Origin of the sequence: Lewinella sp. LCG006, assembly GCF_040784935.1 — a bacterium.
Lineage (GTDB): Bacteria > Bacteroidota > Bacteroidia > Chitinophagales > Saprospiraceae > Lewinella.
This window is the reverse complement of record NZ_CP160680.1, coordinates 3898935-3917090: the sequence shown is the minus strand read 5'-3', so window position 1 is coordinate 3917090 and position 18156 is coordinate 3898935. Positions and strand designations below refer to the sequence as shown.

Here is an 18156-nt window from a genome sequence, read left to right as displayed (position 1 = left end):
CAGCCCCTTTACAGAACATTTGACCCAAGGAGATATCGCTGTTTTAAGTAAAATTACAAGCAGTGTGTTTTCCGCCATAGCGACGGACTTTCCTGATAATGCTGTTTAAACTGGTTGGAAAAGGAGGCTAAATCACAGTACCCCAAAGTATATGCAATATCACTAAGCGAGCGCTTGTGTTCCTGCAACAAGACCACCGCCGCTTGCATGCGTAAAGCTACTTGTAACTGCTGAGGTGACTGTTGAAAACATGCCTGAAATAATCGAGCAAAATAAAAGGAAGAAATCCCAACATGGCGCGATAACAAGGAAAGAGAAATGCGCTGGCGATAATGATGGTGAATGTAATTTTTTGCCCGAAATAGCTTTACCAAAAGACACCTTTGCGTACTCAATTTTTTGGTCTCCTTCGTAAGGCCTGAATCAAGGAGATGTACCATTGAGGCCAATTGTTGTAAGTCGGCACACCAAGTCTCAAGATGTATATCCTTGAGTTTCTCATCAAAACCATGTTTCGAAAAGTACTTTAAAGATTGCGTAAGCGCTAAAAATCCTTCTCCCTGAAAAGGGACAAAAAACAGTAAATCCAGGTTAACAACATCAGGAATAATACCTTGTACAAAATCAGTATCCAAATCAATACAGATCCCGCTTGCTTTTCCTTGATGATTATCGGTGAATGCTGCAAATTTATTATCCTGAGGTAATATCAACAACTGGCCCGCCTGAACCGAAATATTTTGCTGGTTGATCTCATAATGTTCCGTACCCTGAGCAACATATTTCAAGGCAAGCCCCTTGGTTTCACTACCAAAACGAGCACCCGCCATGGCTTGTGAAAAGCGGACTTTGCCCAATGAGCTTTGATATTTTTCCTTTACCGAAAACATAGCAGACCTAATCGTTTACCTCGTACACCACCCCAGCCTTCGCCGCTAAAGTTGCACCAGGTGCCAGCGTCACCAAGCCCTCCCCGTTATTGAAAGCATCGACATTACAAGTCATCGGCTCCAGCGCAACGGAGGTGCCATACGGCGGGGTGAACACCTGTAGGAAGTTGAACTTGTCCTTGCCCGTTTCCTGCCAATAGCGGAGGGTACCACGGCTACCACTCAGGTGGGCACTGACTTCCAGTGAGGTGTCGGTTACCGCAAAACAATTGTCGAGCACCGTAGCACCAATAAGCTTGGGTGTCAGGAAATCCTCGTAATTATAGCGTTTTCCCGTGGGAATCATCCGCGCATCAATACCTACCATCTCTACCTGGGGTAAACGCAGGGTGTGCTCCGCTGCCGTAGCGGCAAGCTGAAAATAAGGATGCCAGCCCAAGCCCGCTGGAATTGCGACATCCGCATCATTGCGCAGCGATAATTTCACCCATAATTGATTGGGGGCATGCAGCTCATAGCTCAACCCAAAGGTGAAAGGCCAGGGATAGTGGGGGTGCTCGCCCGTGTACTTGCCTTCCAGGCGAATCCTGGCATTATTTTCATCTACTTCTACTTCCATCACTTCCAGGGGGCGTTGCATCCCGAAACCGTGCAGGGCATTCTGGTGAGTAACATCATTGGTAGGAAATTGATAGGTCTTCCCTTCCCAGGTAAAGCGACCATCCTTGAGGCGGTTGGGAAACGGGTACAATACCCCACTCTTGCCCCAGTTGTTGAAATCGAGCTCCTCTGGGGTCTGGTAACCGTCCAGCACTTCTTCACCCTCCATCACCAGGCTCAACAGGCAGCCTCCCCGCTCCGGGACAAACTGGATTTTCAAAGGCACGATAGAATGCGCCAGGGTGTAACGTTTAAAGCGCCCAAAGGCATCGGTAGTTATTTCAAACATGGAAATTATTTTTTAGCCACGGACCTGCCTGCCAGCAAGCTGGCCTTGCAGGCAGGGGGGCGGAGACACAGAGGTTTTATTTTCGTGCTGTTCCTTTATTTGCGAAGTTAGACAAATCAAACGGTTTTCAGCAGGGCCTGTGCTACCCCATTGCTCCAACCAAAACCATCTTGTAGCGGGTACTCGCCGCCGCCCGCTTCGGTTTCGATATTTTCTACGTCGTATTTCTCTACCATCTTGGTGTTATTTTCATACACCCGGCGGTTATTGGCCAACCAGCAATCTCGTCCTTTTTCGGCAAGGGCATGGTGCTGGTAGTTGAGTAAGCCCTTATAAGCCATCCACTGGAGTGGGGCCCATCCATTGGGAGCATCCCATTGCTGGCCAGTGGTAATGAGGGTAGAGGTATAGCCTCCGGGCCGCAGAAACTCCTTGCCCAGTTTATCAGCTACCCGTGCCGCTTGTTGTTCCGTAGCCATTTGAAAAAACAAGGGGTAGGCCCCGGCCATGCTCAAAACAGGCGTAAACTGTGCGGCCTTGAAGTCGTAGTCCCGAAAAAAACCAGTGGCTTCGTCCCAGCAATATTGCTGTACTGCGGCCTTTCGTCGATTCGCTTTTTCCTGAAAAAGAGCAGCTTGCCCTTCGTCTAATTTTTGCTGATAACCAAGGGCGATACACTGCTCCAGGTGGTACAGCAGGGCATTCAAATCTACTGGTACAATCTCGGTGGTGTGAATGCTGGCCAGTGATTGGCTATCCGCGAACCAGCGGCCGCTAAAGTCCCAGCCAGATTCGCAAGCTGCTCGAATATCCAGGAAGAGTTGGGCGGCATCGCCCCCCTGCTCCTCGGCGGTTTCTACATCTTCGCGGTAGCTCTCGGGGCGGGGGGTGGCACTACGGTCGTAGTAGCGATTGAGCAGTTGCCCGTCGGGCATTCGTACCACGTGTTCAAACGCGGGGGTATTAGCATCCACTTTATCTTGTCCATGCATCCAAAAATCGTACTCTCGTAGCAACTGAGGAAGGTATTGAACGTAAGTATCGCCCCCTTTATGTTCCGCCAGCAACGCCACCATGCTCGAAAAAAACGGCGGCTGCGAGCGCGTCAAAAAATAAGTACGGTTACCATTGGGAATAAAACCTACCTGGTCGATGAGGTAAGCAAAATTATTCACCATGTGCGCCATCATTTCCTCCTCCCCATCGGCGGCAAGCCCCAGCATCGTGAAATAACTGTCCCAGTAATAAATCTCCCGAAAACGCCCGCCCGGAACGATGTAAGGAAAAGGCAAAGGTAGGAGACTACCCTCCCCTTCTTCGTCGGGCTGACGAGTGAGCACCGGCCACAGGCTGCGAATGTGCTCGCTCATGGAACGATCAGCATTCGCAATAAAATCAGAACCATAGGCGGGAGGGAGCGAAAAGTGTTCCAAGACAAAAGCGCGAAGAGAAAACTCCGACTGCTTTTTTGCCTTTGCGTAGTTCAACAAAATCTGCTCAGCAGGGTATTTGGGTTCGCAATCCACAAAGGTTTTTCCATCGGGGAATACTTGCGCTAACTGAACAGCCTCGAAAAATTCGCCCCATCGTTCTTCTGGTGATAACATGCTTAGATTTTGAATAATCAAGAGGAGCTAAGATATTCAAAACATAGATGACTTGGAACTTTATAGTCCACCAAAGTTCAAAACACTAAAACCCACAAAAAACGCTGTGCGATCTTGTGTTGCGGCCTATACGGGGCTAAAAAAACGGAGGTCATTCCAACCAAATTTTCTACCCTCTACCCTGGTATAGCGCTAGATGCCGGGCGATGTATTTACCAATGATATCAAACTCCAGATTCACCTTTGAGCCAGGCATCAACTGATGGAAATTGGTATGCTCATAGGTGTAGGGAATAATGGCCACGCTGAATTCATCATCCGTAGGATCGACGACCGTAAGACTCACACCATTCACACAGACCGAGCCTTTGTCTACCAACAAATGTTCTGGTGCCGCTTCGTAGCGAAAACGAAAATACCAGCTCCCGTCTACGTCTTCTACCGAAATACACTCGCCTACTTTATCCACATGCCCTTGCACCATGTGGCCATCCAGGCGGCCATCCGGGCGCATCGCGCGCTCCAGGTTCACCACCGTACCCCTGTGCCACTCCCCGAGGCGCGTCCGCTTCATGGTTTCTTCAATGGCCGTGACGGTGTGCTTGCCTGGTTCCAGTGCCACTACCGTCAGACATACGCCATCGTGTGCCACACTCTGGTCAATTTTGAGTTCGTCACTGATTGAGCTGGCAATTGTAAAATGAAAATTGGTGCCTTCCTGCTCGATGTGTTCTACACGCCCTTCGGCTTCAATAATTCCGGTAAACATAGATGGATTTCTTCGTTTCCAAAAGAAACGGAAAATACGAGGTTTAGTTGAGTATGGATGGATTTTCTAGGCTCCTTTACGGAATTCTTCCGCAGGTATCAACTATCGTCCTTGCAAGACTTGTGGTACCGGCAACTGACGCCATTCCAGCGCCTTCACATACAAGCGAATATCCGCCGCGTTCCATTCCCTTAAAAGGGATAATTCCTCCTTACTCAACGCTTGCTGCTGGGTAGTAGAGACATTTTCATGAGGAACGACGACGGAGTCCCAGCTTAGTTGTTTGCCAAGCAGATGAACATCCTCCGCAAACCGTTCCTGTAAGCCAATAAAAAAGAAATCTTCTACCTCCGCGCCAGCAGTGAACCTCGTCATTACATTTTGACATTCCGGTAAAGAGGCATACTCCATCAGGGTTTCTCGAGAGCGATGTTTATTAAGCTCATAATTCCGTGGGTTAATCTCAGGGTTTTCCAATCCATACTTAAAAAACCTGAAGTTAGAACGCACCCGCTCAACCGGATCACGAAGCCAGGTTACTAGCTTAGCTCCAGTGTTTTGGTGCAAGGTTTTGATTTCCTGATAATAAAAATGACCGTGAAGTACTTTGGCATTAGCGGCGATAGATGCTTCAAGACCACCAGGTAATTTCGCAGCGGCGAGGCAATCCCTTCTACGATACCGCCTGTCCAGTGCCCAACCATAAACCTGCTCCAAAATATGGTAGAATGATGTGCCTCCCGTTTTAGGAATGTGCAAAGAGATTAAATCCATTTTGAGCTTAATATATTAAGTTCAAAGAACGGAATAAATTAAATTTGCCTCATGGAAAACACTTTTCTTTTTTACTTCCAGCTCGGCTGGCAGCACATTGTCGACTGGGCGGCACTGGACCACATCCTCTTTTTAGGTGCGCTTTGTGCCGTTTATACCCTTGTCGATTGGCGACGGGTTTTGCTGTTGGTCACCGCATTTACCATTGGTCATTGCCTCACCTTGGTATTGGCGGGTACCGATTCCTTGCGCTTGCCCGCCGATTGGGTAGAGATGCTCATACCGGCCACCATCATGCTTACAGCCGTGTATAACCTCAGCGTCAACCAAGACCGCTTGCCCGATGCTGCCTCTTCCAGTGTCTTTCCTACTCGTTTGCGGCTTGTTTACTTTTTCGCCTTGCTTTTTGGGCTCATCCACGGACTGGGCTTCTCCAACACTTTCCGCTCCATGCTATTTCCTGGGGAGGAACAACAGTTGGTCATCCAGCTATTGGGTTTCAATCTGGGCATAGAATTGGGGCAAGTCCTCATCGTTGTCATCCTCCTGAGCCTCGCCTATCTGTTTGTCGAACAATTCAATCTTGCTGCAAAAAAATGGAACTGGCTGCTCTCGGGTGGAGCTTTTCTGGTGGCGAGTATGCTGTTCTTTGAGCGCTTGCTCACGATGATTTAGCGTAACGCTCATCTGAGAAACTTCAACTAAAATCAGGATATTTTTGCCGGTTCCAAGCATACCCAAAACCATCTTTTCCCAGTTAAGCACCCTGCCTTTCCAAATATTGAGGAAGCCGCCAAATGATTGGTAAAATATTGTACTATTTCCGTTTCCTCTCATCGCTTTACGCTAGGCCCTTGCCCTGCTACAATGCTGAAATCGTCTGTAAATTCCGTAGCTTTGCGCTAAATATATATCCCCAATGAGCCAACAATCTTTCGACAAAATCTGGCAAATGATCGGGCTGCGTTATACCTCGCACCCCTGGCATGGTATTGATACCCATCCCAATTCTCCGGAAACAGTGACCTCCTTCATCGAAGTGATCCCTTCCGATACGGTAAAGTACGAGGTCGACAAAAAGTCGGGTTTCCTGATGATCGACCGGCCGCAGAAGTTTTCCAATATCGTTCCGGCCCTCTATGGCTTCATCCCTCAGACGTACTGCAAAGACGAAGTAGCGGCCTACTGCATGGAGAAAACAGGCAAGAAAAACATCGTTGGTGATGATGACCCGCTAGACATTTGTGTCTTGACCGAACGCGAAGTCACCCACGGAAACATCATCGTGAACGCTGTTCCTATCGGCGGATTACGAATGATCGACGGTGGTGAGGCCGATGACAAGATCATTGCCGTGATGGCCAAAGATGAAGTCTACTCCAACTGGCGCGATATTTCAGAACTACCTCCAACGGTTCTGGATCGTCTCAAGCACTATTTCCTTACCTACAAGCAGCTACCCGGTGAGGCACCAAAGTGTGAGATCACCCACATTTATGGCGTCGAAGAAGCCCACGAAGTCATCCGACGTAGCAAGTTAGACTACGAAAACAAGTACGGCGATCTGGAAAGCGCACTATCCCTCACCCTCTTTGATGCGTTCAGCTTCAGCCAGCGGCAGCAGGGGATGTTGAATGATCTGTAGGTCGGTGTTAGATTTTCATCACCAATACAGGCTAGGTAGAGACACGATGCATCATGTCTCTACCTAGCCAATCCCCCCCCCAAATCAACAGCATGAAAAAATTGTTTTATACCAAGCTCACACTAATTTTATTACCTTTGGTGTATAACTAATAAGCCCAATCATGCTCGGAAAATTATTTGCTGCCCTGGGGCGTTTCTTCTCTTCTCTTTTTGGCACCAACAAATCTGGCGACACCTCCTCCTCTACTGCTAGTACCGGATCGGCAACGGGGACTACGCGCCCTACGTCATCACGACCTACACTGCCTCCTCCGATTGTAGGACAGCCGCAAGATGCCTCCGAACTGCAGCCCGATACCGTCATCATCGTTGCGCACGAGATGGAAGAAGTCATTATTCTCCCCGGAGAACCGGATAAAGATTTCGACGAAAACATCTTTGAAGACAACCCAGCGGGCAATGAACCCGTAGCCCCAGAACCAGAGCCTACGCCAGAACCTGAACCAGTACCAGAGCCAGAGCCTACACCTACACCAGCCCCTCCTACCGGTCGTAAACCACGCTACCTGTGGTGCCTGGACAATGGCCACGGCAGCAAAACTGCTGGCAAGCGTAGCCCCATTTTTGACGATGGTGAAACGCAGTTTTTTGAATACGAATTCAACCGCGACATTGTCAAAAGAATTATAGCCAAACTGGAAGCGGAAGGTGTCAAATACTTCAATGTTGTTCCGGAAGTAAATACCGACAACTTCTTGCAAGGCCGTGTAGATCGAGCCAACAACAAGCAATCTGACCTGCCCAAAATCTTCGTATCGATTCACTCCAATGCTGGCCCAGCCAAAAGTAGCCAGCACTGGGCAGCCGATAGTATCAAAGGCATTGAAACCTGGTTTTACCATGGCAGTAAGAAAGGCCAGCGCCTGGCCAGCGTCTTTCAGCGCCATATTGTAGAAGCCACTGGTTTTGCCAACCGCCATCTCAAGTCGCGCCCCGATAGTCAGTTTTACGTTTTACGAAAAACCATGATGACGGCCGTCCTCACCGAAAATGGCTTCTATAACAACAAAAAAGAAGCCATGGAACTGATGAAGGACAGTGTGCGCCAAAAGATTGCCGACGCCCACGTAGCCGCGATCCTTGAGGTGGAAGAAAATGGCATCTAAATCACAAACCGATAAGTCCGGGCAGGATTTTCGTACTTGCCACAATTGTTATTACCCACTGCCACGCTTTGGTCAGTACTGCTCACATTGTGGCCAAAAATACACCGACGGCAAGATCACTGTTAAAGAGCTGATCGGGGATTTTCTCTCCAATACTCTCAACCTCGACGCCAAAATCTGGCGCACGTTACTGGCTTTATTTGTGCCTGGAAAACTGACCATTGCCTTTTTCAAAGGACGCCAACAACGCTACATTCGTCCATTGCGCTTGTTTTTTATCTTCGCTCTGGTCACAATTGCTGGCATCAGTTTTTTGGAATCTGAATTCACCGAAGAGTTTTTCCTGGATGTAGACGACAACTTCAGCTCCGACATTCATTACCGCCAGTTTTTAGAAAAGCTGGATACCAATACTTTACAGATAAAAACCCAGTTCGATCCGGCTTACCACGCTCCAATAGATAGCTTGAAAGTATTGATGTTCAAAAACGTCCAAGATTCCCTTGCCATCGGCGTGCGTGTTGATTGGTCGGGAAAGGAAGAATTTTTGTCGGGTTTCAAAATTGATAAAAAAGACATTGCCTCCCTCCCTATTGATTCCCTATTTAGCCGTTATCAGGTAGAGACTTTCTGGAATAAACTTATTCTTCGCCAAAATATCCGGCTACGCGAGCAAGGCGAAAACCTTGGCAACTACATCCTCAACCAAACGGTATGGATGATGTTGGTGATGATGCCCATATTGGCCTTTTTTTTAAAGATCTTTTATGTGCGACGTTCCGTTTTCTACGTTGAACATCTCATTTTTTCGTTTCATACCCATGCCTTTGTGTTTCTAATGCTCACCATGCTCCTGATAATGGATAGCATCCCAGCTTTCGAGGCAAAAATAAATACCATTTGGGGCATTGGTTTATTGGTGATGGAAATCTACTTTTTCATGGCCTTAAGGCGAGTCTACAAGCAATCCAGGTTCAAGACTTTCGTCAAGTTTTCTTTGCTCAATTTACTTTACGCATTTACGTTCCTCATCGCTTTGATTATTACCATTCTACTGGCAGCTTTGCTTTATTAGCCGCTGTAAAAAAGCAGCCATATGAAAGGCCATTTTTTGGGCAAACCCAATTTCACAGTTACCTTTGAGACGTACTTTTGGCTTAAGCCAAAAGCTGTCATGTAATCGCCACGCATCTCTTTACGATAATAGCTACGATCATTATGACCTACGAAACGGTTATCGGTTTAGAAATACACGTTCAGCTTAGTACCCAGAGTAAAGCCTTCTGTGGTGATAGCATTGAGTTTGGGAATGCTCCTAATACCCAGGTAAGTGCCATCTCGCTGGGGCATCCTGGCACCTTGCCACGCCTGAATAAAGAGCAATTGAACTATGCCGTACGGCTGGCCCTGGCGCTGGGCAGCAAGGTCAACCTGAGGAATACTTTTGATCGTAAGAATTATTTCTACGCCGATCTCCCCAAAGGCTACCAAATCACCCAGGATGCCCACCCCGTGTGTGTGGGGGGTGAAATTGAAGTGATGGTGGAAGGCAAACCCAAAACCATCCGTATTCACCACGTACACATGGAAGAAGACGCGGGCAAATCCATGCACGATAGCGATGATCCCTACAGCTATATTGATCTCAACCGGGCGGGAACTCCCCTCTTGGAGATTGTAACGGAACCCGATTTGCGCTCCGCAGCCGAGGTAGATGCGCTGATGACTGCCATGCGCCAACTGGTACGCTACCTCAATATTTCCGATGGGAATATGCAAGAAGGAAGCATGCGCTGCGACTGCAACGTATCTATTCGTCCACTGGGCGCTGATTATTACGGCAACCGCTGTGAGATCAAAAACCTCAACTCTATGCGCTACGCGCGTAAAGCCATCCAATACGAGGTACAACGCCAGCAGAAAATTGTAGAAGCCGGTGGTACCGTAGAACAACAAACCCTCAATTTTGATCCCGTCACTGGCGTTACCAGTCCCTTGCGCTCAAAGGAAGATGCCCACGATTACCGCTACTTTCCGGAGCCTGATCTACCTCCAGTGGTGTTGACCGAGCAACAAGTGGCTAACATTAAAAAAGAAATGCCGGCCCTCCCCTGGGAAGTACGCCAGCAATTGGTTGCCGAATTTCAACTTTCAGACTACAATGCCGATGTCTTGACGGCAGAGCCAGAGCCAGCCCACTTCTTTCTAGCCTTGGTAAAGGCGACGAACAGCTATGACGCTGCGGCCAATTTGATGATCAATAAAATCATGCCCTGGGCCAAAGAGGAAGGCAAAACATTGGCGGAATTTCCACTTTCCAATAAGCAATTGGCAGCATTTATCGCTTTGATTGAGGACGGGAAAGTCAGTAACTCCATTGCCTACCAGGAGTTGTTTCCAGCCATGCTGGGCACACCTGATCAGTCGGCAGCAAGCCTGGCCCAAAGCAACAACTGGCTGCAATCAGACGATGAAGACGAAATGGGAAGCTGGGTCGAAAGTGTAGTGGCGGCCTTTCCTGATAAAGTAAAAGCTTACCAAAGTGGGAAGAAAGGACTCATCGGCTTTTTTATGGGAGAAGTGATGAAAATATCTCAAGGGAAAGCCGATCCGAAGAAGGTCAATCAATTATTGAGAGAGCGTTTAGGGTAACTGGACGCTACTCGAGCTAAGGGTAAAGCGTAGAGAGGTGGAGCTTAATGCTGCCATACTGCATCCTTCAAATTAGGTATTTTCCAGGTCCTGCTTGATCTCTAGGAGAAAAGAACGAAGGTTGCGTAAGGATGACAGTGCCTCTGCCTTTTCTTTATCGAATTGCTGCTGGCGAATAATTTCCTGCTTGGCCCCATCAAGGGTGAAACCACGCTCCTTGACCAGGCTGTGGATCAACGAAAACTGTTCGATATTTTTTGGTGTAAACCGACGATCCCCCTTGCTGTTTTTGTGTGGACGTAGGAAATCAAATTCGTTTTCCCAAAACCGGATGAGTGATTTGGAAACTCCGAACATTTCGGCCACTTCGCCGATGGTATAGTAACGTTTATTGAGGGGCAGATCAGGCATGGCACAAGATAATAAAAAGGGCTTAGTAGTATTTAACAACCACTAAGCCCTCCGGGTTAAGATCTTCTCAAACTTAAATTAAGCAGGAAAAGGAATCGTCAATTCTTGATCAGGGTGAATCACATCAGGATTCTTCAGGATGTCTGTATTGGCATTGAAGATTTGCATGTAAGCACCAGCCTTACCATAGTACTGCTTAGCGATTTTACCCAAGGTATCACCACTTTTTACGGTGTGCTTAGCAAAGTGGTCAGTTTGAGCAACTTTGATGTCAGCCATCAAATCACTAGGGTTTTCGCCACCAACTTCTTTGATTTTGTCCCAAAGTAGGTTCTTGTGGTACTGGTTTGCGGCTACACCACCCATTTTCAGACGACCATCGGTTTCTTCAACGTAACCATCCTGGATACCCAGTTCTTCTCCAAGGTTTAACACAGAACGGTATTTGTCTTGTAAAGACATATCTAATTGATTTTTTAGGTAAAAAATGAAAGATTAAGCATCTTAGGTTTCTATTGAGACAGCAACGAATAATAAAAGTCACGTCTTTCCGTTACTTTCTTCGTTCTACTCGTCTCAATAATAGTAAAGTTATCTGTAACTTTTCAAAAGTTTTGACGAAAAATCGCCTACCGGTCACACTTAAAGATGGATAAAACGATAAAAATGCCGGTAATTACAAAAATTTGTGCTGTATTTTTTTTGATGATGTTGGTGCGTTGCCCTGCGGTAGCTCAGCAAATATCTTCTCGCTTAGCCAGTTTGTCCTTCAACTGTACCGAAGGAAACACCCTCATCAAGTATAAGTCGAAACGACGTATGATCAGCACCGAAGAGAACACCTTTCTTTCGCTTGGTATTGAGTACAATCGTGCCACTACCGTTGCTGACCCCTCCGTTTTAACCATTGAAAAACAATACCGAATAGGTTTGCCATTACTAGCGGGCTACCGGATAGGGAATTGTACGCTTGAAGCTGGCGGCTTCTTTGGCGTAAATATGTGCCGCCCACAAGAAAGTTTTTGGTTTGCCAATCCTGAAACAGCAGGAGGTATTGTCAACAGGAATATTGCGCCAACGGCGACCATCATGCTGGGAGTAGGTTTCGACTTCAATGAAGCTGGTAGCTTAAATCTTCATTACCTTCATCTTGATGATCTACCTGAGAACAATATCCTTAGTAATGTTCAAGTTGGTTGGAGCTGGAACTGGTAGCTTACCGAAATTCCGGCTTGAGCGTTAAAGAAAATTTACCTTCCCCCTTTTAGCCACTTTTGCGTAAAGCTTATGCTATTTTTGTGGCATGAATAGTCCATCTCTTTCTTTACGAAGCCCATACCGGCAGTTGTCACTCTTCTTGTTATTACTCATGGCTACGGCCCTGTGGCAATGCGCTAATCCTATTGCCCCCACTGGAGGCCCACGCGATGAACAGCCTCCTCGGATTGATTCCACTCGCTCAACCCCTAATCTCCAGACAAATTTCCGCCCGTCTTCCATTCAGCTCACTTTTGACGAATGGGTCAAACTGGACCAGGCCAATCAGCAGGTGGTCATTTCGCCCCCTTTGCAGGGCTATAAGGTTAGCCTTAAAGGCAAAAGTGTGATCGTAGATTTTGGTGATAAAGATACACTTAGAAGCAATGTCACCTACGTCATTCAATTTGGCGAAGCGGTGAAAGATTTAACGGAAGGTAATCCTGCTGAAGACCTTCGATTTGTCTTTTCTACAGGCCCTTACATTGATTCACTAAAAATCAGGGGGCAAGTTCTCGATGCTTACACCTCCGAACCTGTGGATAACGCACTCGTCATGCTGTACGAGAATCTGGCAGATTCTGTTTTTCGCACTGAGAAACCGTTCTATTTTGGGCGGACGGATAAGCAGGGCGCATTTTTCTTATCCAACTTAAGGGCTGGCAATTACAAAATTACCGCGCTCAAGGATGGTGACGCCAATTACCGCTACAACCAGGCATCCGAAGCCATCGCGTTCCTAGGGGAGCCCATCATGATCAGTGCAGACACGGTCATCCCCATCAACCTCCGCCTTTTCCAAGAGACGGTTCCTCTAAAAATTGCCGAAGTAGATTCTTCTGTTTGGGGGCGATTGAAGCTGGTATTCAACAGACTCCCCCTACAAGACCTAAGCCTCCTTAGCGAGCAAGCCTATCTTGAGGACATGGAAAAAGACTCGCTACTGCTCTGGCACCAAGCCGATAACAGGTGGCCACTTTATGTAAACAGCGACACCATCCTCGCTGACACCATCCTCGTTCCTTCGGCATCCGCTAGTGCGGCAGCCCAAAAGCTTCCTGCCATGGCTTTGAAATCATTGGTCGGAGCACCAACCCAAATACCGCCCGGCCAAGCCCTGACGCTGAGTTTTAATCGCCCGGTTCAAAGTCTCGATACGGCGCTGGTCTATCTGCGCCAGGATACCCTTTTAGAAAAGATGCCCTTCCAATGGCAACGGGATACAACCAAATACAGCCAGTTGTTACTGCAAAGCAATTGGCAAACAGGGGCCGCTTACGAACTGTCCCTCTACCCAGGTGCCGTTACCGATTATTGGGGCGCCACCAATACAGACACGCTCACTAAAAGATGGACAGGAGGCGACCCCAAAAAGCTTGGTAACCTTAGCATCACATTTACCGCTACCGACAGTGCTCAACACTACTTGGTGCGCCTACTCATAAAAGGCAAACCTCCCGTAGCTGTATTCCCGCTGAGCGACAACCTTTCCTATAACCTCCAATTCAAAGCCCTACCTCCCGGAGATTACCTGCTTGAAATCATTGAGGACAATAATCAAAACCAACAATGGGATACGGGAAATTATACCACCAAGCAACAACCTGAGCGCGTGGTGATCCGCCCTCTAGAAACGCTTAGAGCCAATTGGGATTTGGAAGCTGAAGTCAATTTAAGTGACGCTTTTCCAAATTAAACCATTAACTTTTAAATAATCAAGTATTTTATTTCTTCCCTTTCAACTTATCTTTGTTTCAACAAACAGAGACATCAGGTTCAATCAATGATAAAGATTTTAGGGACCATTTAAATAAGCACGGTATTACAGACTACTTTTAGCACCCAGTCTTTCGGCTGGGTGCCTTTTTTTTGCCCCATTGCTAGATAATTGCCAGCCAAGGTTGGCGTGTAGCTGTTGCCTGTAGCCATCTTTCGATGTGAAAAAAAGAGAAGTAATAAAGAATAGGGTCAAAGGGATAATTGGCCACTTCTAGCAAAGTATTTGCGGTAAGTTCATCTTTAGAGAAAGGTGTTTTGCAAATGTCAGAAAACAACTCTAAATGAAAATTATAGAGCAATGAATAATTTTCCTGTTTGCTCTTTTTCTGCTTTCTCTTAAAATAAGCAATTCGTTGCCGCAGGCGCTCCTGGTTGTCCGCTTCCACCCACATAATCAGTTCCAATAGGTTGACACAATGGTTCAAGGTTTCATCTTTAGTCATTTTACTTTTGCGATAAGCAGTAAAATAGGCTTCCGCCGCTGGAAACTTGCCTTTAAGTAAGTGAGCCACTCCCAAAACAACGTAAATTTTTGAAGCGGTCCTAAAGGTTCCTAATTGATAAGCATCTAAATGTCGCTTACTTTCACGAGCCAAGGTTCCAATCAGCCGCCCCCATTCTTTATGTTGGTAATTGGCCCGAATTCGAGCCCATAAAAAATAGATATAGTGAGGTGAATATTGCGGATAACGAGCAATCAGATGCCGAGCCTGGAGGGCAATACTTTCAACATATTCAATTGATAACAAGCGCCTTGCAGGGCTAGCAGCATGCTTTAAAGCCGTCAGATAACCCAGTGGCAGGTTTTCTTTCAAAGAAGGTTCCTGTTCGTAAGCCTCCATGATTTGTTCGCGATACCTGGTAGCCGTCTGCTCATCACCTAATAGTTCTAAACAAATGGTCATATTTTGCATCCAGGCCATCCAGCTACTCAAATCCATGTATTCAGCCTTCAAGGCTTCCAGTGTTTTTTTCAACTCCTGTAATACCTTGTGTCGGGCTGGCGTAAAAGAGTTCCAGTCTTCCAACTTTTGCTGGATGGCTGATAGCTGTTGTTTTTGATAAAGTACCCTTTGTAAATGCACCAGCTCTTCATAATGCTGGTTGGCTTCTGGATCCGAAAAATCCAACTCCAGGTGCTGGATTTCGTGCAGCCGCTCTCTGACTTCATAATGATACAAAGTGAAACCATAATGGCTACACTGCTGCTCCAGGTAAGCAAGTTTCTTGCCTGCTTCTTCGAAATGCTCCCGTTCGAGCAGTAGGTCAACTTCTTCTAAACCAATTCTTATTCTAGACTTTATACTCCGCTTGCTGCTGTTGGCCACCCAACTTTTCATCAACAGCTCTTGCAACTGATGCTTGAGGACTTTGAATTGTGATGCTTTTACGCCGAGTACATCTCGTGCATTCTGTTCATCATATACTTCCTGTCCATTCAGTGTATCAAAGAGCAGCGTAAGTTGATTGCCAGAGGAAGCAAAATGCGTTTTAAAATAGCGTTTTTCAGCCGGCGTCAATCCGTTTATCAGTTTCCACAAATGTGGGTTTGGGGTGTTCATTGCTTTAAAATGGTATTTCAACGCAATTTAAACAATTAACTTTTAAAACTACACACCGCCACCGTACTAAGCATCGGCAATTAGAAATCCTATAAAAAACAAGCCCAATAAAGCGACCAAAGTCCACAGTACCCAGTACTGATTTTTCTGTTTTTCATTTTGCGCTACCTCTTCCCACATGTCAGCGGCCTTCAATATTTCAACAGCTTGCTGAAAATCGCGCTCTCGAATATGAAGCCCAATCCACCCTTGCCCAGTAGGCAGCATGGTTTGGGCATTTGAACTGGTAATAAAGCTGGGAACCCCAGCTTGGCGTAGAGAGAGTGCCGCAAGTTGGGCCTCTGCATCAAAATAGAAATAGCGAAGTACCATTGTAGGGTCGTCCCCTGGTTCCCAATAATCAAGGATCGTAGTCGTAGACATTGTTATGCTTCTTCTCCTTCCGCCTTAATGGCTGCTGCATTAATTTTGGCGATTTCCAAATCGATAAAATAGAGGCTTTGTGGACCATCGCCAATCAGCTTTATTTTATCAAGAATAGAACGCATAAGTGCTTCCTCTTCCCTTTGTTCATTCACATACCATTGCAAAAAGACGCCCGTACTGTGGTCATTTTCCCGATTCGACAGCGCTACCAATTCATTGATTGAGGCGGTGACCTTCTGTTCGTGAGCATACACCTTTTGGAACATCTCCTGGACAGAACTAAATTCGTGAGGGGGCTGCTTAATTTCAGGCGTCAAAGCATGACCATCTACTTCCGAAATGTAATCGTATATTTTTAGCATGTGCATCCTTTCCTCTGCCGATTGCCGATGCATAAACAAAGCACAACCCTCCATCCCTTCGCGGTCACACCAAGAAGCCATGGATAAATACAAAAAAGAAGCATAAGCTTCCAAAGAAATTTGCTGATTTAAGGCAGCCACCATCGCATTTGAAATCATAAATATTTTTTTAACTCAAAATCACTGTAATTCAAGACCCAAATTTAAACCCCAAAAGGGTATTTATAGTTGTAGAGGTGATGAATATATACAAAAAATACCAGATCACCGATCGCGACCTCGACCGTATCATTGAAATGGCTTGGGAGGATCGTACGCCTTTCGATGCCATCAAAGACCAGTTTGGATTAAGTGAAGCCGAAGTCATCACATTGATGCGGCGCGAAATGCACCCTCGCAACTGGCGCAAGTGGCGGGCCAGGGTTCAAGGCCGAAGCACCAAACATCGACAAAAAAGTGTAGGTGGTGTAGACCGGTTTCGCGCTAAAGCACAGCGCCATATCACCTTAAATAAAATCAGTAAGCGTAAGTAACAATTTTCGCTTATCGATTTTTTTTACCTTTGCGCTATTAGCAAAAACCAACCTTACTATGCAACCAACTCTTGTAATTCTTGCTGCCGGAATGGGTAGCCGCTACGGTGGCTTAAAACAAATTGACGGTGTTGGGCCCAACGAAGAGCCTATCATTGAATATTCTATTTATGATGCCATCCGGGCAGGTTTTGGTAAGGTCGTTTTTATTATCCGCCGGGATATTGAAGAAGCTTTTAAAGAGAAATTTGCGGGAAAATTTGAAGACAAGATCGCAGTAGACTACGTTTTTCAGGAAAAAGAAAGTTTTGTACCTACTGGCATTGATACCGATTATCGCGAAAAACCTTGGGGCACTGCACACGCCATGTTGGTGGCTAAAACCGCCGTCAATGAACCTTTCGCGGTCATCAACGCCGATGATTACTATGGGGTAGATGCCTTCAAAACCATCCACCGTTTCCTTACCCAAGAATGTACGCCTCAGCTCCACGCCATGGTTGGCTATATCCTGCGCAACACCCTTTCAGACCACGGCACCGTCAACCGAGGAGTGGCAACCACAACCTCCGATGGCTACCTCGAAAGTATTGAAGAGCGATTAAAGATTGGTCAGCGTGGCGATAGCGTCTCCTATTTAGAGGGAAATGATCAAGCCCATGAGCTGAGTATAGACAGCGTCGTTAGCATGAATTTCTTCGGCTTCCACCCTGCAATTTTTGCTCAAACGGAAAGAATGTTCCATGAATTTGTTGCAGAAACTGCCGGACAACCCCGCGCCGAGTTTTTGATCCCAAAAGTAATCGATACCCTTATCCAATCCGGCCAAGCAAAAATGAGCGTCCTTACCAGTAATGAACGCTGGTATGGCGTCACTTATCAAGAAGACAAACCCAAAGTCGTAGAAGCATTCAAAAGTCTACTAGATCGGAAAGTGTATCCTACCAACCTCTGGTCATAAAGACAAAAACGATCCATTCGATCTTCAGATTATATACCATAAAATAGAGAGGGCATCCAGTTATGATTGGTGCCCTTTTCTCTTTTTGGGCCGTGCCATCTCTCGACTGATAAAGCTCCTTCATGCAGGATATAAAATCCTGCTCTACGGAGTGGCAGGGTATAAAACCCTGCTCTACGGAGCGGCTCCCATCCCTCTTATGTTTGTGACTGAAGATCGGTATGGTATTCGGGGCCCGCGCTCCAGCCTCCGGCCTGCACGCTAATCAACGGACGGGTTGGGTAAATCTCAGGCAAATTCATGAATTTGCCCTGTAAGTCCCTCCCCGTTCGGCGTTGGCTGTGCCTACGTCGCTGTATTCCGTTGTCTATGCCTACTTCGCAAAATTCCGGTTTGTGTAGTCTGTTTAAG

Annotated in this window: 19 protein-coding genes; 9 read left to right on the top strand and 10 right to left on the bottom strand. The window is 46.7% G+C overall.

Annotation, left to right across the window (positions count from 1 at the left end; all coding sequences use genetic code 11):
• Nucleotides 1-53 precede the first annotated feature (53 nt).
• From AB0L18_RS14150 to AB0L18_RS14130, 5 genes are all read right to left on the bottom strand, one after another.
• The gene (locus tag AB0L18_RS14150) at nt 54-890 is read right to left on the bottom strand and encodes a helix-turn-helix domain-containing protein (RefSeq protein ID WP_367387955.1); all 837 of its coding nucleotides are present in this window, start codon (nt 888-890) and stop codon (nt 54-56) included.
• 7 nt (nt 891-897) lie between these two features.
• A complete protein-coding gene (locus tag AB0L18_RS14145; RefSeq protein WP_367387954.1) occupies nt 898-1839 on the bottom strand; it encodes an aldose 1-epimerase in 942 nt (313 codons plus the stop codon).
• A gap of 116 nt (nt 1840-1955) precedes the next feature.
• Entirely contained in the window at nt 1956-3446 is a 1491-nt protein-coding gene (gene treF, locus AB0L18_RS14140; RefSeq protein ID WP_367387953.1) for an alpha,alpha-trehalase TreF, read from the bottom strand.
• Between the two features lie 169 nt (nt 3447-3615).
• A complete protein-coding gene (locus tag AB0L18_RS14135; RefSeq protein WP_367387952.1) occupies nt 3616-4215 on the bottom strand; it encodes a riboflavin synthase in 600 nt (199 codons plus the stop codon).
• 102 nt (nt 4216-4317) lie between these two features.
• Entirely contained in the window at nt 4318-4989 is a 672-nt protein-coding gene (locus AB0L18_RS14130; RefSeq protein ID WP_367387951.1) for a hypothetical protein, read from the bottom strand.
• A 51-nt stretch (nt 4990-5040) separates the two neighbouring features.
• Here AB0L18_RS14130 and AB0L18_RS14125 point away from each other — a divergent pair, with 51 nt between their 5' ends.
• The 5 genes from AB0L18_RS14125 (at nt 5041) to gatB (ending at nt 10454) form a co-directional block, all read left to right on the top strand.
• Nucleotides 5041-5664: a HupE/UreJ family protein gene (locus AB0L18_RS14125; protein WP_367387950.1), complete on the top strand. Its 624-nt coding sequence runs from the start codon at nt 5041-5043 to the stop codon at nt 5662-5664.
• Nucleotides 5665-5908: 244 nt separating this feature from the next.
• Nucleotides 5909-6634, top strand: a complete 726-nt coding sequence (locus AB0L18_RS14120) for an inorganic pyrophosphatase (protein ID WP_367387949.1) — start codon at nt 5909-5911, stop codon at nt 6632-6634.
• Nucleotides 6635-6797: 163 nt separating this feature from the next.
• Nucleotides 6798-7802 (top strand): N-acetylmuramoyl-L-alanine amidase, encoded by a 1005-nt coding sequence (locus AB0L18_RS14115; RefSeq protein ID WP_367387948.1) that lies wholly within the window; start codon nt 6798-6800, stop codon nt 7800-7802.
• Nucleotides 7792-8877 carry a DUF3667 domain-containing protein gene (locus AB0L18_RS14110; RefSeq protein WP_367387947.1) on the top strand — a complete coding sequence of 362 codons (1086 nt, stop codon included), beginning with the start codon at nt 7792-7794 and terminating at the stop codon, nt 8875-8877. Before AB0L18_RS14115 ends, AB0L18_RS14110 begins: the two co-directional genes overlap by 11 nt.
• A gap of 143 nt (nt 8878-9020) precedes the next feature.
• Nucleotides 9021-10454 (top strand): Asp-tRNA(Asn)/Glu-tRNA(Gln) amidotransferase subunit GatB, encoded by a 1434-nt coding sequence (gene gatB, locus AB0L18_RS14105; protein WP_367387946.1) that lies wholly within the window; start codon nt 9021-9023, stop codon nt 10452-10454.
• A 72-nt stretch (nt 10455-10526) separates the two neighbouring features.
• Here the strand turns inward: gatB and AB0L18_RS14100 are convergent, their stop codons facing one another.
• Both AB0L18_RS14100 and AB0L18_RS14095 read right to left on the bottom strand, forming a co-directional pair.
• On the bottom strand, nt 10527-10865 hold the full coding sequence (locus tag AB0L18_RS14100) for a MerR family transcriptional regulator (protein ID WP_367387945.1): 339 nt from the start codon (nt 10863-10865) through the stop codon (nt 10527-10529).
• A 78-nt stretch (nt 10866-10943) separates the two neighbouring features.
• Nucleotides 10944-11327 carry a LysM peptidoglycan-binding domain-containing protein gene (locus AB0L18_RS14095; protein WP_367387944.1) on the bottom strand — a complete coding sequence of 128 codons (384 nt, stop codon included), beginning with the start codon at nt 11325-11327 and terminating at the stop codon, nt 10944-10946.
• Nucleotides 11328-11531: 204 nt separating this feature from the next.
• On the opposite strand from AB0L18_RS14095, the gene AB0L18_RS14090 reads away from it, so the two are divergent.
• Nucleotides 11532-12080: a hypothetical protein gene (locus AB0L18_RS14090; RefSeq protein ID WP_367387943.1), complete on the top strand. Its 549-nt coding sequence runs from the start codon at nt 11532-11534 to the stop codon at nt 12078-12080.
• 88 nt (nt 12081-12168) lie between these two features.
• Nucleotides 12169-13818, top strand: a complete 1650-nt coding sequence (locus tag AB0L18_RS14085; RefSeq protein WP_367387942.1) for an Ig-like domain-containing protein — start codon at nt 12169-12171, stop codon at nt 13816-13818.
• Nucleotides 13819-14002: 184 nt separating this feature from the next.
• Here the strand turns inward: AB0L18_RS14085 and AB0L18_RS14080 are convergent, their stop codons facing one another.
• The 3 genes from AB0L18_RS14080 to AB0L18_RS14070 form a co-directional block, all read right to left on the bottom strand.
• Nucleotides 14003-15463, bottom strand: a complete 1461-nt coding sequence (locus tag AB0L18_RS14080) for a hypothetical protein (protein WP_367387941.1) — start codon at nt 15461-15463, stop codon at nt 14003-14005.
• A gap of 66 nt (nt 15464-15529) precedes the next feature.
• A complete protein-coding gene (locus AB0L18_RS14075; protein WP_367387940.1) occupies nt 15530-15886 on the bottom strand; it encodes a hypothetical protein in 357 nt (118 codons plus the stop codon).
• 2 nt (nt 15887-15888) lie between these two features.
• Entirely contained in the window at nt 15889-16410 is a 522-nt protein-coding gene (locus tag AB0L18_RS14070) for a ferritin (RefSeq protein ID WP_367387939.1), read from the bottom strand.
• Nucleotides 16411-16490: 80 nt separating this feature from the next.
• Between AB0L18_RS14070 and AB0L18_RS14065 the strand changes: the two genes are divergently transcribed.
• Together AB0L18_RS14065 and AB0L18_RS14060 are read left to right on the top strand one after the other, a co-directional pair.
• The gene (locus tag AB0L18_RS14065; RefSeq protein WP_367387938.1) at nt 16491-16784 is read left to right on the top strand and encodes a TIGR03643 family protein; all 294 of its coding nucleotides are present in this window, start codon (nt 16491-16493) and stop codon (nt 16782-16784) included.
• Nucleotides 16785-16842: 58 nt separating this feature from the next.
• The gene (locus AB0L18_RS14060; protein ID WP_367387937.1) at nt 16843-17745 is read left to right on the top strand and encodes an NDP-sugar synthase; all 903 of its coding nucleotides are present in this window, start codon (nt 16843-16845) and stop codon (nt 17743-17745) included.
• Nucleotides 17746-18156: the final 411 nt, after the last annotated feature.

Excerpts from the sequence above, each read along its gene's own strand:
- AB0L18_RS14085 (WP_367387942.1), top strand. The coding sequence starts at position 12,169 with ATGAATAGTCCATCTCTTTCTTTACGAAGCCCATACCGGCAGTTGTCA.
- AB0L18_RS14070 (WP_367387939.1), bottom strand. The coding sequence starts at position 16,410 with ATGATTTCAAATGCGATGGTGGCTGCCTTAAATCAGCAAATTTCTTTG.
- AB0L18_RS14120 (WP_367387949.1), top strand. The coding sequence starts at position 5,909 with ATGAGCCAACAATCTTTCGACAAAATCTGGCAAATGATCGGGCTGCGT.
- AB0L18_RS14065 (WP_367387938.1), top strand. The coding sequence starts at position 16,491 with ATGAATATATACAAAAAATACCAGATCACCGATCGCGACCTCGACCGT.
- AB0L18_RS14125 (WP_367387950.1), top strand. The coding sequence starts at position 5,041 with ATGGAAAACACTTTTCTTTTTTACTTCCAGCTCGGCTGGCAGCACATT.
- AB0L18_RS14150 (WP_367387955.1), bottom strand. The coding sequence starts at position 890 with ATGTTTTCGGTAAAGGAAAAATATCAAAGCTCATTGGGCAAAGTCCGC.
- AB0L18_RS14080 (WP_367387941.1), bottom strand. The coding sequence starts at position 15,463 with ATGAACACCCCAAACCCACATTTGTGGAAACTGATAAACGGATTGACG.
- AB0L18_RS14100 (WP_367387945.1), bottom strand. The coding sequence starts at position 10,865 with ATGCCTGATCTGCCCCTCAATAAACGTTACTATACCATCGGCGAAGTG.
- AB0L18_RS14135 (WP_367387952.1), bottom strand. The coding sequence starts at position 4,215 with ATGTTTACCGGAATTATTGAAGCCGAAGGGCGTGTAGAACACATCGAG.
- AB0L18_RS14130 (WP_367387951.1), bottom strand. The coding sequence starts at position 4,989 with ATGGATTTAATCTCTTTGCACATTCCTAAAACGGGAGGCACATCATTC.
- AB0L18_RS14095 (WP_367387944.1), bottom strand. The coding sequence starts at position 11,327 with ATGTCTTTACAAGACAAATACCGTTCTGTGTTAAACCTTGGAGAAGAA.
- AB0L18_RS14110 (WP_367387947.1), top strand. The coding sequence starts at position 7,792 with ATGGCATCTAAATCACAAACCGATAAGTCCGGGCAGGATTTTCGTACT.
- AB0L18_RS14075 (WP_367387940.1), bottom strand. The coding sequence starts at position 15,886 with ATGTCTACGACTACGATCCTTGATTATTGGGAACCAGGGGACGACCCT.
- AB0L18_RS14145 (WP_367387954.1), bottom strand. The coding sequence starts at position 1,839 with ATGTTTGAAATAACTACCGATGCCTTTGGGCGCTTTAAACGTTACACC.
- AB0L18_RS14060 (WP_367387937.1), top strand. The coding sequence starts at position 16,843 with ATGCAACCAACTCTTGTAATTCTTGCTGCCGGAATGGGTAGCCGCTAC.
- gatB (WP_367387946.1), top strand. The coding sequence starts at position 9,021 with ATGACCTACGAAACGGTTATCGGTTTAGAAATACACGTTCAGCTTAGT.
- AB0L18_RS14090 (WP_367387943.1), top strand. The coding sequence starts at position 11,532 with ATGCCGGTAATTACAAAAATTTGTGCTGTATTTTTTTTGATGATGTTG.
- AB0L18_RS14115 (WP_367387948.1), top strand. The coding sequence starts at position 6,798 with ATGCTCGGAAAATTATTTGCTGCCCTGGGGCGTTTCTTCTCTTCTCTT.
- treF (WP_367387953.1), bottom strand. The coding sequence starts at position 3,446 with ATGTTATCACCAGAAGAACGATGGGGCGAATTTTTCGAGGCTGTTCAG.